Annotated in this window: 18 protein-coding genes and 1 pseudogene; 8 read left to right on the top strand and 11 right to left on the bottom strand. The window is 58.4% G+C overall.

The features are described from left to right. Nucleotides 1-181 precede the first annotated feature (181 nt). From DWV00_RS33315 to DWV00_RS33290, 6 genes are all read left to right on the top strand, one after another. Complete coding sequence (locus DWV00_RS33315) at nt 182-472, top strand: hypothetical protein (protein WP_115537874.1); 291 nt, start codon at nt 182-184, stop codon at nt 470-472. 16 nt (nt 473-488) lie between these two features. Further along, the gene (locus DWV00_RS33310; protein WP_147298041.1) at nt 489-668 is read left to right on the top strand and encodes a hypothetical protein; all 180 of its coding nucleotides are present in this window, start codon (nt 489-491) and stop codon (nt 666-668) included. A gap of 46 nt (nt 669-714) precedes the next feature. Then, nucleotides 715-1098 carry a surface-adhesin E family protein gene (locus DWV00_RS33305; protein WP_147298040.1) on the top strand — a complete coding sequence of 128 codons (384 nt, stop codon included), beginning with the start codon at nt 715-717 and terminating at the stop codon, nt 1096-1098. Nucleotides 1099-1130: 32 nt separating this feature from the next. Continuing rightward, a complete protein-coding gene (locus DWV00_RS33300) occupies nt 1131-1343 on the top strand; it encodes a hypothetical protein (protein WP_115537871.1) in 213 nt (70 codons plus the stop codon). A gap of 585 nt (nt 1344-1928) precedes the next feature. After that, nucleotides 1929-2063, top strand: coding sequence for a hypothetical protein (locus DWV00_RS34935; protein WP_281272702.1), 135 nt, complete (start codon nt 1929-1931; stop codon nt 2061-2063). A gap of 697 nt (nt 2064-2760) precedes the next feature. Continuing rightward, entirely contained in the window at nt 2761-3366 is a 606-nt protein-coding gene (locus DWV00_RS33290; protein WP_115537869.1) for a hypothetical protein, read from the top strand. A gap of 49 nt (nt 3367-3415) precedes the next feature. Here DWV00_RS33290 and DWV00_RS34280 read toward each other — a convergent pair whose 3' ends face one another. The 3 genes from DWV00_RS34280 to DWV00_RS33275 all read right to left on the bottom strand — a co-directional run bounded on the left by DWV00_RS34280 (nt 3416) and on the right by DWV00_RS33275 (nt 5763). Further along, nucleotides 3416-3580, bottom strand: coding sequence for a hypothetical protein (locus DWV00_RS34280; RefSeq protein ID WP_181885667.1), 165 nt, complete (start codon nt 3578-3580; stop codon nt 3416-3418). Between the two features lie 263 nt (nt 3581-3843). Continuing rightward, the gene (locus DWV00_RS33280; RefSeq protein ID WP_115537867.1) at nt 3844-5283 is read right to left on the bottom strand and encodes an ISNCY family transposase; all 1440 of its coding nucleotides are present in this window, start codon (nt 5281-5283) and stop codon (nt 3844-3846) included. A gap of 252 nt (nt 5284-5535) precedes the next feature. Beyond that, the gene (locus DWV00_RS33275; RefSeq protein WP_115537866.1) at nt 5536-5763 is read right to left on the bottom strand and encodes a hypothetical protein; all 228 of its coding nucleotides are present in this window, start codon (nt 5761-5763) and stop codon (nt 5536-5538) included. Between the two features lie 379 nt (nt 5764-6142). Here DWV00_RS33275 and DWV00_RS33270 point away from each other — a divergent pair, with 379 nt between their 5' ends. Together DWV00_RS33270 and DWV00_RS33265 are read left to right on the top strand one after the other, a co-directional pair. Further along, nucleotides 6143-8200: a hypothetical protein gene (locus DWV00_RS33270; protein WP_115537865.1), complete on the top strand. Its 2058-nt coding sequence runs from the start codon at nt 6143-6145 to the stop codon at nt 8198-8200. Between the two features lie 858 nt (nt 8201-9058). Continuing rightward, a complete protein-coding gene (locus DWV00_RS33265; protein WP_147298039.1) occupies nt 9059-10108 on the top strand; it encodes a hypothetical protein in 1050 nt (349 codons plus the stop codon). A gap of 355 nt (nt 10109-10463) precedes the next feature. Here the strand turns inward: DWV00_RS33265 and DWV00_RS33260 are convergent. The 8 genes and pseudogenes from DWV00_RS33260 to DWV00_RS33225 all read right to left on the bottom strand — a co-directional run. After that, nucleotides 10464-10679: pseudogene (locus tag DWV00_RS33260) on the bottom strand (DUF2334 domain-containing protein); the annotation flags it as partial. A gap of 96 nt (nt 10680-10775) precedes the next feature. After that, nucleotides 10776-11522, bottom strand: coding sequence for an ABC transporter permease (locus DWV00_RS33255; RefSeq protein WP_181885666.1), 747 nt, complete (start codon nt 11520-11522; stop codon nt 10776-10778). Between the two features lie 43 nt (nt 11523-11565). Then, nucleotides 11566-12522, bottom strand: coding sequence for an ATP-binding cassette domain-containing protein (locus tag DWV00_RS33250; protein WP_115537876.1), 957 nt, complete (start codon nt 12520-12522; stop codon nt 11566-11568). Between the two features lie 2 nt (nt 12523-12524). Continuing rightward, the gene (locus DWV00_RS33245) at nt 12525-12761 is read right to left on the bottom strand and encodes a phosphopantetheine-binding protein (RefSeq protein WP_115537875.1); all 237 of its coding nucleotides are present in this window, start codon (nt 12759-12761) and stop codon (nt 12525-12527) included. Nucleotides 12762-12870: 109 nt separating this feature from the next. Continuing rightward, nucleotides 12871-13323 carry a DUF2141 domain-containing protein gene (locus DWV00_RS33240; RefSeq protein WP_115537862.1) on the bottom strand — a complete coding sequence of 151 codons (453 nt, stop codon included), beginning with the start codon at nt 13321-13323 and terminating at the stop codon, nt 12871-12873. Nucleotides 13324-13383: 60 nt separating this feature from the next. Continuing rightward, entirely contained in the window at nt 13384-13938 is a 555-nt protein-coding gene (locus DWV00_RS33235; protein WP_115537861.1) for a cobalamin-dependent protein, read from the bottom strand. Between the two features lie 264 nt (nt 13939-14202). Continuing rightward, nucleotides 14203-14505, bottom strand: coding sequence for an EAL domain-containing protein (locus DWV00_RS33230; protein ID WP_245965144.1), 303 nt, complete (start codon nt 14503-14505; stop codon nt 14203-14205). A gap of 221 nt (nt 14506-14726) precedes the next feature. Further along, the coding region (locus DWV00_RS33225) for a polysaccharide deacetylase family protein (protein WP_115537859.1) at nt 14727-15705 on the bottom strand (979 nt) is incomplete at its 5' end.

Raw genomic sequence — 15705 nt, 5'->3', positions numbered from 1 at the left:
TGCGCATCACGATCGAGATGCTCGATTCCTTCCTTGGCTCCTATATGCCGAAAACCGGCTGGCTCCTATATGCCGGAAACGAAGTGGCTCTTTTATGCCGAAAACGCCCCGGCTCCTTTATGCCGGAAGCCCGGTGGCTCCTATATGGCGGAAGATGACAGCCGGCAAGTAGGAAAACACGATGGGCGAACTCACAGAGGCCCTCAAGGCCGCTTGGGGCATGTTGCTGGAGATGCCCGTATCGATCGATGACCCGGAGGCGTCACAGTTGGCGCCTGCGCTCGAGGCCGTGCTCGACCTCCATGACCTGATCGAGATGCAGGCACAGGACAATGCCATCGCCACTGCAATGACCAACGTAAGTACGGCCATGGTCGCGTTGTCGATGGCCGATAGCAAGGAGGTCCGCGCGGTTGTCCGCAAAATCCGGGACAAGGTCCTGGACGCAGGTTCGGATATCAAGGATTGGTAGCAAATGCGGAGCGATGATGTTCACGACAGCCAAGGCCGAACTGCACGAGCACGTGCGCCTCGTCGCTGAGACGGAGGGTTACGACGCGACGTTGGCCGCCAAGCCGGAAATCGTGCCGACGGACGAATCGCTCGCCGAGCGGCGCCGGAAGGAAGAGCGCAAGCTCGAGCTGATCGACAAGTACGAGTTGATCTAGGAAAACGGCAATGTGCGCATCTCGGGAAGCCGTAAGGATATTACAGGTGCTGCGAAATCTTTTAGTCATGATGGCAGTGATCACTTCGACGTCGCGGGCCTATGGTGCTGACTGGTTACTGGCCTATAAAGATCGAGATGGTCAAACCGACTATGACCGGGCCACGATGGTGCGCACGGGCTCAATCGTGAAGGTCTGGACCCGGACCGACTTTATGCCTCCGAAGCGAGTTGCAGGTTTCAGGGAGCTGATCGGAAGGATGGTCACGCGCGAGATCGTAGACTGCAGTTCGCGAACGCCTGCAACTGGCCAAGAAACCCTGTTTGATGGTCACTTGCAAGCGGTCTTTACGTGGGATGGCGATCCGGTATTTCGCGAGGTATCTCCCGACTCGAACGGGGCGGCCCTTGTGATGCTGATGTGTGATTGAACCGCGAGCCAAGGAAAACAAGGGATAGAGACATGCGCGTTAAAGCAAACATCAGCGCGACGGAATTCCCCCAGCAAGGAGCGCGCGCGGGCAAGCGGGTGCTCGTGTGCTTCCATCACGACACATCCCGTGCGATCGAGGGCGTTGTGCTGCGCGACGATGCAGAAGAACCGTTCCGGCGCGTCATCCACCTCGACGACGGGCGCGTGGTCCTGGATACTGAGTGCCAGTTTCAGCCGCTCTAATGACAACGGAAAACAGATCTCGTCCGGGACCACATCATGCGCCGAAGACTCGCAATTATCTTGGCTCTATTGACAACGGCGAACAGCGGGGTTGGGTACGCTCAGGCTGAACGACAAACGACGTTGCTTCAATGCGCCGGAACCATGACATGGGCGGGACACAACGCACCGAAGGATGTCGCCATTCCTGCATCAAGAGAGGTCGCTGATCGCTTCACGTTGAGTGGCAACACGTTGCAACCGGACAGCATCGGCGACTATCCTGACTGCAGCTACGGGGATCTTGCTCGCTTGTTTCGCATGCGAAAAAGTTGGCCTATATACGGAAGATACACGCGCTGCTTTGCAGTCAACGTGGGACAAATGCCAGTTACTTGACAAACAATGTAGGCCGTGGGATTGACGCCATCGGAAAACGAAATATGGACCGATCCTCGCTTATTGATGCCATCCTTGCCCAAATGGACGAAGTCTTGGGGGCATGACGGCTTGGCCGGGGAGCCAGAGCACTACGCCTGGCTTCTTGAGCAGTACGGGATTAGCGAGGAGGAGGATGTGCAGTGGCAGCTTGTTCTTGAGTACAGCATGCATACGTTGTCCAACGAAGATCGCGAGGATCTCGAGGTGATGCAGTTCGTCGAAGACGACGGGCAGGTCATCCCGTTCCTCGAGGGCTTGTTGCACAAGTACGAGAGCGCCCAAATACGATTCGCCTGTTGATCAATTCCAACGGGTAGCACCAAGGAAAACGAGGAGAGTCACATGCATCCGGGTCCGACAGTCCAAGCCCTCCTAAAGAGCGCTTTTGAACCTTGCGCTGGCTTCGCTGGCGCATGTCCTTCGGCCAATTGGAGCCCGGCAGAGGGGCACGTGCCTAGGGGCTTTTGCGGGGCCATAGGCGAAGCGGGAGAGGTCCGTCTGGTGCTGGTGTGCGCTGAACTCGGCGACCCACACGAATCGGAGTCCCACGAAGGTGATGGGTCGCCATCTGGGCGGCTGTTCTCGGTGAGCAATTACGCGTGGGCATGCTTCGCTCATGAAAGGATCAGTTTCACAGGAATGTTCGGGACCTGCTGAATCTCTGCTGGCCGACACTGACGTTCGAGCAGCAGATGCGCAAGACATGGATTACAGACTCGGCTCTCTGCTCGACATCGAAAGAATGCGGGCCAGTGGAGCGCGGCATGGAGCGGGAATGTGCAAGGCGCTATCTCGTTCCTCAACTGAATCAGTTTCCGGGCGCAATGGTGGTCGCGCTAGGCCGAAAAGCGGAAGATCGCCTTCAGCGAGCCGGGATCGCCGGGGTCGAATATGCTTACTCGGTGGCGCCCCCGGGTGCAATCAGAGATCCGCGCGTGCGTCGTGGGAAAGAATCGCGACCTTGGTTCGCGACCATTTCTCGAAGGAATAGGAAAACATGGAACTGAACGTAGCGTTTTCTTGTCCGTGCGGTGCATTTTTCGACCAAAATATCGATGTCGATACGCCGGAGTTGTCGACCGACCCGGCGAGTTTTGAGGAACAGGAAATCAAATGGCGCAAGAGCGCACCGCACGGCCGGACGCCGGGTAGTACATTCACATACGGGGTTCAAATGCTGGTAATCAAGCTGATATTGGTTGCTGCCGTGCTTGCAGCGCTCTTCGTGGGCATCGCGAAGTTCAACAACCACTGCGCATCGAAATTCAGTCATGCATTCTTTACCAAGCGCGCTTTTTACATGACCGCAGCAGCTATTGGGGTGTACGCCGTCGGTGAAATGTGGAAGCATTCATCGCAACAGTCTCACGGCGACCCTCTCAACGGCATAGTCCTAATGGTGGTCGGTGGTCTGATCGCTGCGTGGTTGGTGTTTGATAATGTGAAACAGACCAACATGCTTTACGGGATCGGTGGATCGGTGGTATCTCTGGGCCTGTTCTCGGTGCTTGCGTGGATCTGGCTACCGCTGATGGCGATCGGCCTTGTTTGCTACTTTCTCACGCTGATGTCAGCAAAGCCGGTTTACGTTGTGAACCGTTGATCGATAGGTTGAGGCGCATCGAGTGCAGCGCGGATGGATCTGCGCAGCGTTATCCACAGATTCTGTTGATAAGGCTGTGGGTTCCTGCTTCAAAGACGAAGCCCAGCCGCTCAGCCGCGCGCCACGGCTTGAGCATGCCGTCGGCCACCGCCTGAATCACCTTGTACCGGTCCAGCTCGCGCATCGTCATCGTGATCCGTTCTGTCGCAGCCATCGCAACCTCCGGCGCCGAGATCGGCTGCCGGCCAGCGTACGCCACGCAAAAGCGGACATTTGAACTTAGCTAAAAGCGGACATTACAACTTAGCCGCTACACGATTTTGTCAAAGCCAGATTCAAATGTCCGGGTGCGGGCTAAGTTCAAATGTCCGCTTCCAGCTCAATAGAAATGTCGAGGTTCGCCGTTGGTTGGTTCTCATGGTTCTCGATAGCAGCAGCGTAGAAGGCATGTGATTGAACGGGCAGGGCGCTGATGCATCAGGTGATCGCCCTGGCAGACCGACGGCCTGGTTTGCGCCGTTGGGGTTGGGTCTGCATGTGCTGCTGCGCCAGTTCTTCGATCGCTTGATTCAAATCCGCCTGGGTGAACTCGCGCGGCTTCTTCGTGCCCGGTGTGCGGTTCGGTGAGCGAACCGCTGCGCCCAGGTTCGTGCGCGAGGGCGCGGCCGCAATCCGACGGCTATCGCGCTGCGCCTGCATCATTTGCGCAATTTGTAGCGCGTGCCCGAGACGCTTGTGCTCGACGATTGCACCGGCATCGACTTCGGGCAGCTTGTCGTGCTCGCGATAGGGCAAGGCCTGTCCATCCGCGCGCAGCTCGATGCGCCCGTTGGGGTATTCCCACACTTCGATGGTGCGGCCAATAAGCTTGCGATAGGCGACGGTATCCTCGAGCAGGTACAGCACCCGGTCGTAGCGCACGCTCAGCGCCTTGCTCACTTTGCGCGATTCGCGCCACGTGAGCAGCAGGTCCAGGTCCTCGTCGGCGCGCAGCGGTCGATGCGCGTCGAACTCGCTCTTGGGCGGCTTGGCAAAGCGCGCGTTATACGCAGCGATGAAGGCGGGCGCATACGCATTGGCGGCCTCGACTGTGTTGATCCCGCGCAGCCGTAACTCCTTCACCAGCCGGTCCTGCAGTGTCAGATGGGCGCGTTCGACACGCCCCTTGGCCGGGCTGCTGTTGGCGCAGAACGTGTCGATATTGAGCTCGTACATCGCGCGCCCGAAGTGCGTCACGCTGTCGCCGGTCCCGCTCGCCGCGGTCTTGCGAAACACGCTGGCCTTGTCGCTGTAAAACGCCACCGGCTTGCCATGGCGCTCGAGGTACGCTCGCGTCGCCTCGAAATAACTGAAGGTCGACTCGCTCGCCGTGAAATGCAACATCATCAAGCGGCTCGTCGCGTCATCCACATACACCAGCAGCGTGCATGGCGAAGCTCGATCCTCGAACCACGCGTGATCGCTGCCGTCGATCTGAATCAGTTGCCCCAGGCAGGCTCGCCGCGCGCGCGGCTGATAGATCTTGGGCGGGCGCTGCCGGCGCGGAATCCACAGGCCCGCGTCCGTCATCAGCTTCCTGACCGTCTCCTTGGCCAGGTGGATGCCGTGACACTCATGGAGCTTCTCGCAGGCCAAGGTCGGCCCGAAATCGGCGTAGCGATCTCGGATGATTGCCAGCGCTCGATTGGCAATCGCGGCGTCCAGCCGGTTATTGCTCGGCTTCGCGCGCCGGCGCGAGACCAGTCCGCCCGGGCCGTCTTCGCGCAGCCGAGCCGCCAACCGCCGAATCTGCCGCGTCGTCAGACCCAGCCGCTCAGCCGCGCGCCACGGCTTGAGCATGCCGCCGGCCACCGCCTGAATCACCTTGTACCGGTCCAGCTCGCGCATCGTCATCGTGATCCGTTCTGTCGCAGCCATCGCAACCTCCGGCGCCGAGATCGGCTGCCGGCCAGCGTACGCCACGCAAAAGCGGACATTTGAATCGACTAGCTTTCATCTTACTTTCAACCGCGATTTTCGGTTGATAATTGAGATTATGTCAAATTATCATGAGCGATGTACGACGTCGTTTTGTCTACGCGGCGCTCGGGGGTTTCTCGGCGGTAACGCGCTACACGACGCCCACGAAAGATCCGCTTTTTTGCGCCGGCACTTCTCGTGCCTTCCTTGTTACTTCCTGCCGGCGTCAGCACGCGCTTTGTCCGTCTCCGCGGAAGCTGGATTCCCCCAGAAATCACCGCATATGGCGTGAGCAAGAGCGGCATCCAAGCCGATTGATCGTGCGTTGCGTGCGCGCTCTTGCAGCAGCACGTAGCTGAGCAACACGATTGCCACAAGTTCGATGCAAAGGATCACCCCCCGTCGAAACGACATGCCGGTTTTCTGGATTTCTGACATGCTATGCGAACTCGTTGACGATCAGTTTCGTGAAACCTGTGGGACGGATAGCATAGATCGAGTGCGATTCCTGGATTACTGCCACACCGTCATCCAGTGCGGACACTATCGGCCGTAGTTTATCAAGACGCGTTCGCTGTAGCGCGGCAGTTCCCCGCAGAACTCGCTCGCTTCTTTGCACATATCTATGCCAACATTGTTGGCGTAATTGCGTTCCCATCGCTCGCGAATTTTTGCGTCGGGATGCATTCCCTATGGGAGCGAATTTCTGCAAACGAACGGTAGTCCCGGTCTGCGGAAAGTCCCTCCTAAGCTTTGTAAGTAAGCGCCTGCTGTTAGCGGTACGACGTACACGAAAACCATATGGAGACCTGCACAAATGACCCTGGCCGCGTTGCTTGGCCCGACATACGCCGGCGTGCAAGATCGCGTGAACACGAGGCCATACACCATGGATCAAGTCTGGCAGCAGACGCAGCGTCTGCAAGCGATCCCGATGGCCAACCCGCAAAAAATGAGAGATTTGGTGATGAGATTCACCCAACTCCGCACGTGGGCTGAATTCACTGCAGCTTTCGACCTGGCGGTGCCGCTGGTTGCCACATGGTCCGCGGAGCAAATCCACCAACTGCGGACTGCACGTCTCGCAAACCCCGCCCTGACGCCTGCCGATTGGGGGGCCATCGGGGCGGAACTGACAGCGGCGAATGCTACCGTCCCGAACGTCCAGCAATTTGCACAAATCCACCGGCCTGAACGAATCCCCCCCTGGCCCATCGGCGAAATCGTCGCGCTCGCGCAAGCCTTCAACGCCCAACAGCACGGCATGACGGCCACGCAATGGCGTGAGGTCACCGCGTCTCTGCAGGCACCGAACATGACATCCGCGGCGGCCCTCGCCTTCATCAGCCTTCCTGCTGCGTCTTGGAACGCCGGAAACAAGCGTCAACTCGCCCTACAGTTCCAGACCGACCGAGGCGGCCTCACGGCGGTAGAGTTTGCGGCGGTGGCCACGGCACTAACGCTCCAGCGCGCCACACCTGATATCGGAAGCAGGTTCGCCCGTATGGCCAACTACCCAGCGCCGGAACGTGCGGCGCTCGCGACGTCCTTCAACGCGAACCAGGCAGGCCTGAGCCCAGGGGAGTGGCTTGACGTCGTCCGCCCGCTCGCCGCAGCCCATGCAACAGCGGCGAATGCTGAGGCCTTTGTGCGATTGGAATGGGCGCGCGCGGAGCGGCTTCTGCTCGTGCAAGCTTTTCAAGCCGGCCAACAAGGGATGAGCGCCGCCGAATGGGCCGCCCTAGCAGGAGCACTCACCGGGGGGAATGCTCGCGTCGACGTTGCCAATCCGCTAATCGCCCTCGCCGCCTGGCAGCCAGCCGAACGGAGGGGCCTGGCCGCGGATTTCCAGAGCAACACGCGCGGTCTTCCCTCGGCGCAATGGGCTGCTATCGCGGCGCCACTGACCGGCGCTCGCGCTACAGCCGCCACCGCGGGGCAGTTTGCGGCGCTCGTCGGCTGGCCTGCCGCGGAGCGGGCTGCGTTGAGCACTGCGTTCGAAGCCAACCGTCACGGCCTGACTTTGCCCCAGTGGGTCCAGCTAGCCACCAGCCTTACCGGTGCACGTGCCACGGCGCTGATTGCCGGTCACTTCGCATCCCTCGCCGGCTGGGCGACGGCTGAAAAGCTCGCGTTGGCAGCGGCATTCGAGGCCAACCAGCACGGCCTCACGTCGGCGCAATGCGTTGCGATTGCCGCGGTGCTGACCGGCGCGCATCGTACGGCGAATACCGCACGGCACTTCGTCGGGCTGCCGGGATGGAGTGCGGCGAATCGCGTTCTTTTGGCACAGGACTTCATCGCCAACGCAGGCGCCGGCGCGGCAAACGAATGGGGGGACGTGGCGTTTCCTCTCACGGATGCCCGCGCGACCGTCGCCAATGTCACGGCTTTCGGCACGATCGCTCGCTGGACCACAGCCCAGCGGGCGGCCTTGGCCCGCGCGTTCAACACTAATACCCGCAACAGCACCGCGCAGGATTGGGCCTTGATCGCGACGCAATACGGGGGCGCCAATCGCGCGCTGCGCACGGAAAGGCACATGGCCTACCGTGCAAGCAACTGGCCGGCCACCGTCAATCTGGGTGGCGTTGCGTATCGCTTGCGCGCTATGGGGCGCGACGACGACGTCGGACTTGTTTATGAGCTGCCGACCGGGGCACAGTTTCCGCACATCACCATTCATGCTCTCGAAGTCACGCGCTCACCTGCCACGTGGAGGCAGGCGGGGCAGGATTACCAAGTGGTGCTTGACGACGGCGCGGGCCGCACGTATCCCTATCGGGGCAATGCCTATAGCCCTTTCCCAGGCAACCCCGCCGCCGCGGCCGCTACAGCGGCCACACTAGCCGGCCAGTTCTGGGGCGCAATTTGATCAGATAGCCGACAAACTCATTCCGGGCGCGAGCATCACTCGCTGCACGACGCTCGTGCGAATGCCTTTGCGTTCATCTGATCGGCGTGTAGCGTGCATTGCTGGTCTATGCGACGTTTTATGCTGTGCTTGCCTCGATTGGTACGCTTGCCGTGAGCCGCTCGGCGGACGTGGCTGCTGTTTACGTCTTGTCCACGGCGACTAGATTGCACAGCGCGCCAATTCTGGGCGATTCACTCCTCCCCGTCGCTCCCCTGCTTCACCTCAATTTTTTGTGCCAAGGGCCCCCTCGTTCACCAGAGATCCGATGTTTACTCGACGGTAGCTCCACCTCGGCTCGGATTCCGTCTCGCGCAAACGTACAAGTCTGGCTTTGAACTGCTCTAGTGTTTCTCCCCCAAGTACAAGTCGCAGTTTTTCGAAGTACTTCTTCGAGCTGGCCCTTGCAAACAACGGAAAGGTTGTGCGTGCTCCGAATGACATGAGAAATACGGATGTTTCAGGCCACCAGCGCTGGCCGCCCTTTTCCAATGCAAGGAAAATGACGATGTCTGCCTGCGCTAGGGACAGAAACGGCACGCCGGACGATTGACACCTCTGCTTCAGAAGATCCGGGCACGTGGGTGCATACCAGGAACGATCCGCATAACCCGTTGACGTGATGTAGCGCGTTTGTGCTACAGACCGGCATGACTTGGCGACAATATAATTTTCAGCGATCCGGAATGGTTCCAGCCATCTATAACTCATGCCGCAGAAACTGCTATTCGTTTGCGCGCGAGCTTGGCTTGAATAGATGCGAGAAGCGAGTTCTGGTCAGCGGCAATATTCGTCTATGAAGAGGAATGATCTATGATAATGATGCCTTCCTACGCTGAATGGATGCGTACAACGGATGCCGGCATCGTAGCTCGGCGTGGCGCCGACCTTGAGCGGGTGGACGCAGCTTTGGCGGCCTATGACCGTACGCGAAGCAGAGCCGCGCTTGAAGCATTGGATCTGGAATTCAAGAATTGGAAGCGCAAAAATCCACGGTGGAACACCTCGGCGCGTAATCGGAACGGCGCGTTAACCAATTTTGGTAAAGCGCTTCTCGAGCGCGTCGACGTCATGCTCAGGCAGCAGAACTTCCTGTGGTGTCCAGGCGTCGACGACGAAATGAAACGGATCGGCAGGGGGATGATCGGGGACCTCATGCTGGACGGTACGCTCTACGAAGGTGGTGCGACGGGTCTTGAGAAGTTCAGTTCGAACGCCAAGTGCTATATCCTTGCGCACGCAAATACAGATATGCCTGTCGTTCAGACAAAAAAAGGCAAATGGAACAGCGCGGAGATCGCGGCCATGCTACTTGCTTCAGGACTCAACCCGGAAATCAGGCAAATCGAGATGCTCGTATGCCACGCGGGCGAATCCGTCAACAATGCTGCGGCAGGAAATAAGCTGTATGAGTTGTTTCGAAAATACAAGGCTGCTCAGGCGGCGCAAAACGAAACACTCGCTGCTGCTGTCGAAGCGCAATACGCTGCGGCGTCGGCACTAACTACCGATCCTAAATTTTACGAGGACGGAAGCAATCCTTTCACTGAATCGGATGAGCAAAGAGAAAGACGGCTGACCAAACAGTCCGAGCAATTGTTGCCGGTGGCGGCATCCCTGAGCGATGCGCTGAAGAAGCTCGGCTTTTCCAACTTCACCCTGACGAGTTACAGGGCTCCCGTCAATACGAACTTTGGTGCGAAGGTCTACGAGAACGGAGTCCGTTCTCCAGCAGGCGTCCGCCTCGATCTGGACGAGAAACGCAAGACAGACCCCAAGGTGGGCGCATTGGCGAAGCAAGGGAACCACCTTGCTTATCTATACGCTCTGGCAAGCGACTGGCCTGAGTACGCGGTTGTCTGGCGCTGAATTTTCGGCACGATCGCTCACTGGACCACAGCCCAGCAGGCGGCCTTGGCCCGCGCGTTCAACACCAATAATCCCTATCTCGGCAATACCTATAACCCTTTCGGAGGCAACCCCAGCGCCGCAGTCGGCACAACGGCCACACTAGCCGGCCAGTTCTGGGGGGTAATTTGATCAGCCAGCCGATAAGCTCATTCCATTCGACTCATAGACGCGATTCGATCTGGTCGGCTACGTCACATACTGCCGGCGTGGCGCTCGCTCCGCATCGGAATATTAACGGTGGCTCTCAAGCGGTCAGTGCGAAACGCGCCCTCGGCGCGTTTCGCACAATGCAACCGCTTCTAAGGTCTCCCCTTCATTGGGCCGTCGTTGCATCCACCCACGTATAACCAAGCTGCGTGATCCCTGACACGAGACTCTCGAAGTCCGACATGGCCGGTACCCCAAGACCGGGTTCTAGCCAATACGGGTGGAAGAAGAACGACGCAAAGCCATCCCTCACGACGAGCGCGTACTGCGCATTGGTCAGCATCTGTTGGACCGTGTAGGCGGTACACGACGGCGCATCGATATCGATGGCCTTCGTGCCCAACATGCGTTTCAACTCTTCAGTGAATGCGCCTAGTGTTGCGGTCATGCTGTAGCCCCCCGTTCGGCAAACCGTTCTTCAAACGCCCTTTTCATCCGGATTCCAACTGAACAGCCGGCTGGCCATCCCGATCAGCGCGAGGCCTGCCGCCGCGACGACGATCATCCAAAGCAGGACATCGGACAGAACATAGGTGCCCGCGTAGATGGTTCGGGACTTTTCGATGAACACGAAGATCGGCGACAAGTGGACGAACCTCTGCAGCCACGGCGGCAAGATTGCGACGGGTAGAAAGGTGTCCGATAGGAAGATCAGGGGGATATTGATGAAATTGATCAATGCCTGGGCCGTCCCGATGCGCTTCACGACCGCCGTGATCAAGATGCTGCAGCCGATCAGCACGAGGCCGCCCGTCACCATGAAAACGCTGAATAGCAGCAGATTGCCCGGGGCTACCGGACGCGCATGCGGGGCAACGCGCGAAAACACGCCGACGAACAACAGGCTGAACAGCGCGAGAATCAAGACACGCGATGCCGTGTAGCCCAGGAAGAACGTGTATTTTTCGATCGGCATCACCTGGAACAGCTTCAACCGCGATCGCGCTCGCAACTCCACGAGTGCCACGGCAAAGCCGAACAGAGCCGTACTGATGATCGTCACCGCGGCGAGGCCGGATATCAGATAGTCGTTATAGCTCAGGCTGCTGCCGGGTGCATTCCCGTTCGACCCGAAAATAGTCCCAAGCACGAAGAACATGCACACCGGATAGGCAAACGTCCAGAACGCCGCGACCGGGTGCTTGAAATAGGTAACGAACTCCATTCTGAAAAGATGCGCCAATGCTCCGCGGCGCGTACTGATTGCCCTACCCATGATTAATCGACTCCAAAAGATCGGCAGCGCCGGTTTCCCACAGTGCGAAGCGAGCCAGCGGCAGGTCGCGTGCCGCATCGAGTGCCGCGGCGCGCAACGCCTCGCCGCCATGGACGGTCAGCGTTTGACCGATGGTCTTCGGGTGGATGGACAAGCCGCCTCGCGTCAAGCGCAGTTGTACCTCCCGGCGCGCATCCGCCAAGCCTGTGAATGAGCACCCCACTGGACCGAATTGCTGCCTGATGATCGTGTTCCTGGGCCCGTGATGGGCAATCGAACCGGCTTGCAGCATCAGTATTTCGTCGCAGATCGCGACCACGTCGGCGCAGTGCGTGATCACGAGGCAAGAGAAACGAGCATTGGACTGCGCCATATCGGCGAGCAGACGACAAAAAACCTGTGTAAAACGTGGATCGAGGTTCGAGGTCGGCTCGTCGAGAATGAGCAGGTCCGGCGAATGCGCCATCGCCATCGCAAGCTGCAACCGCTGCTTCTCTCCCGAGGAAAGCGATCCGAAGCGGCTTCGCGCAAGCGGACCGAGATCGAACGCATCGAATATCTCAGGGCGTGAAACCCGATAGGCCCGCTCGTGCAGGGATCGGATATCTCGTACGAGATAGCGCTCGTTGTAGCCGGCCTCCTGCCATTGCACGCCGATTCGCTGCCGCTCACGCACGGGTAGCGCGCCGGCGCGGCATCCCAGCACACGAACGGTCGCGTGCGTTGCCGAGCGCTCGCCGAATAGATGGGCCAACAAGGTGGATTTGCCTGCGCCGTTCGGGCCGATAACGGCGACCACGCTCCCCGCGTTCACCCGAAATGCCGGAATCGTCAGCGTGAACTGCTCGCTTACCCGATCCGACAACGACTCCACCAACACCACCCGCTCCGCGGCATTCCCGTGCGCCGCACGGACGGCGATCGCACGTTCGGATTCGATCATTTCCATGGCTAGCCGACCGAGAGCGCTGTCATTTGCTGGTCGATCTCTCGCAGCGTCGTGTTCTCGTCGATGCTGATCTCGTCGTAATTCACTACGTTGCAGTAAACCTGCTGGCAGATGATGATCATCTCGACCACATTCAGCGAATCGACGCCGATTTGCGACAGCGGAACGTCTAGGTCGATCTCGTCGAGCGCAAGCATCGTCTTGACACCATCGGACAATTGAACAAGTGTCGTTTCCATCGGATAACTCCGTAGTTTCTTGTGTTTCGCGAGGACACGGGCATCCCCTCGCTTCGGCGTTACCGCCCAAGCGAGCTTGATCAAGGGATCGTCGAATATGAGCGGATCCTTAAAGGCCGAGTCGTATTTTTTGCGTGTTTTGGCCGTCGCCCACCGAAAATACGGCGTCGCCGAAGATGGGGCCGCGATTTCGGGGTTTTCTATTGTTACTCAAACCCCACGGCTCGGAGGGCGAGCCGTACGGTCCATTCAACGCGAGAGCACCATCGTGATTGCGATCCTCGAACGCCGAAATAGCATAATTTCCATTTGGCAAAGTTACCGTGGTCGACAATGGCTGTTTGTTACCGTCGAGCGACAATAGTTTAATCCCGTTTTCATTCTTCACGATCGGAAAGCTGCTCGCGGCTGCCTCCGGAAAAATTGCAACCAGGACGACGCCCTCACCTGGCGTCACACCTTCGATGTCAATTTTCAATTGACCGGCGAAAGCATAGGTGGACTGAAAAAAAATCGCAGCTATCGCCAGCCTACGTTGCCAGCCCAACAGGCTCATCAGCATCCTTAATCTCCGTACGATTTTTAATCAAGATTCGAGCGGTTATGGATAACCAGCAATCGTCTAATGCCGGGCGTACCGGGCGAGGTGCGACGAGGCCGCAGTGGCTCCAGCCACGGTCCCGAGAGAAGCAGGTAGGTCCGTTGCCGCCTCGCATGCCACAGCGGACCGTGTGACATTCAGGTATTGGAAGATCGACAGGAAGCTTTCGAAATCGGAGACAAGATAATCAACGCCGATTTCTCTGAAAATCTCATCGATATCACGGTCCTTCTCCGCACCGACAGTTAGATTTCCGCCGAGAAACACCGGGCACGCCAATGCATAGCGCTCTCTGCATTGGCGAAGGCCGATCAGATCGTCATAGGCATGGCCGTTCTGTGCACCGAACACGATCGCTTGCGCAGTGTAATCTCGGGCCGCCGAGAACATCCGGTCAAGTGACACACAAGCACCCAAGTTCAATACTGCGATGCCGTGCTCTTCGAGAAAAAGCTTGAAAAGATAGATTGAGACAGTGTGACAATCCGATTCTGTCATACCGATCACTAGACGGGCCGGCTCGAAAGAATTTGCCGGTGCAACGCCCCCGTGCCCCGATTTTACGGTGATCCCCATTCTACTCTCTCAGTTAAGGTCTTCTATTTTTGCTTCGAGCTGCATGACGAATTGTCAGTCACCGCATCATATGATGCGCCTGCGACATATTTCGTCCGGTCTGCACTGCTTTTGTCATTTGTTTTGATCGTATTAGAACAAAGGGCCGCATGCAAGCGAAAAAAAGAGCGTTCTTAGCACTCAAACGCCATCGGGGAGCAGATCTCCAATCTCGACGGGGAATGCAAGTGACTATATATAGTAGGCGATAAACTTAATAAGCATTTATCTATGGCTAAATCGAACGGCTTCCCGGACGGGCGGGAAGCTGGGTGCCAGATCGACGATAGCGCGGACCACGGCGAGATCGCGCTCCGATTCGAGCATGCGTTGCACGAAGGCGCGATCGATCTTGATTTCGCTGAGCGGATAGGACTTCAGCTGGCTGCGCGACGCATAACCGGTCCCGAAGTCGTCGAACGCGATACCCACACCATGCTCGCGCAGTCGGCGCAGCGATGCCGGCACCCGTTCATCGTCAACCACGATATTTTCGGTGGCCTTGAGTTCGAGAGCATCCGGCGGCAGACCGTGCCATTCGAGTGCCGTCTCGATCTCCGACGCAATGTCGCCGACGCGAAACCGACCACTGTCAGATTTGGTCTAGACTATTGCATTTGATCAGATAGCCGACCAGCTCATTTCGGTCGACTCATTGACGCGATTTGAGCTGGTCGACTACGTCAAATACTGCCTGCGTGGCGCTTGCCCGACATCGGAATATTAACCGTGGATCGCAAGCGGTCGGTTCATTGAGCCGTCGTTGCATCCACCCACGTATAACCAAGCTGCGTGATCCCTGACACGAGACTCTCGAAGTCCGACATGGCCGGTACCCCAAGACCGGGTTCTAGCCAATACGGGTGGAAGAAGAACGACGCAAAGCCATCCCTCACGACGAGCGCGTACTGCGCATTGGTCAGCATCTGTTGGACCGTGTAGGCGGTACACGAAAACGGATCGATGTTGCAGATGTTGTATTGGATGCTGCCCATGTTTTCAGGAACGATGCGCGCCCCGTAGTAGTCTTGATTGATGATGTACGGGAAGAACTGCCCAGCCGAGAAATCCTGGTTGGCGGCACCCGTGCCGATCTGCGGATCCGTCGCCGTGTAGTAGACGGCTCGCTCGTACGACGTCGCAAACTCCGCGGCTGCGGCTTGAGACGCGAGCGGCGACATCTGGTATTGCGGCGCGCCCCACCCTGCAACCTTGTAGCCGTTGCTCGTGAACTCCTGCAAGCCGTCCTGCATCCGCCCTTCGGCCCATTGCTCCGAGTCCTCGTCGACCGGCCGATTCTCTACCGCATACCAGAACTCGTAGTCGTTGCCCGACACAGCGTTCTGCACGTTCGGCGTCGAATCGTACTGATGCGTGTAGCCATGCATGACGATCGAGCCACCGCGAGCAATGGCATAGTTCAACGCCGACTTCAATCCCGTGGCAGCCGAAAGGTGAATCGTCTCGGGCACGCCACCGTTGTAGTAGCCGTTCGGATCCGTATAGAGCGGGATCGTCGCCATCGTGAACGGGATCTTCAAGCCGTACAGGTAGTCGGTCAACTGCTTCATCGAAGCGGTCGTGGTGTAGGCGTCGAGATCCTCGAGCCGCACGATCGCGCGATGGTTCGTGGCGGCACCGTCATTGAGGATGTCGTGCAGCATGTCGCAGATCACGAGGTACCGATCCGTCGGCCCGATATACGAGAACGGCATGTCGGCGAAGTAC

This window comes from Trinickia dinghuensis (genome assembly GCF_003367175.1).
Taxonomy (GTDB): Bacteria; Pseudomonadota; Gammaproteobacteria; order Burkholderiales; family Burkholderiaceae; genus Trinickia; species Trinickia dinghuensis.
Note: the sequence above shows the minus strand (reverse complement) of the source record. Positions and strands in the feature narration are given on the sequence as shown.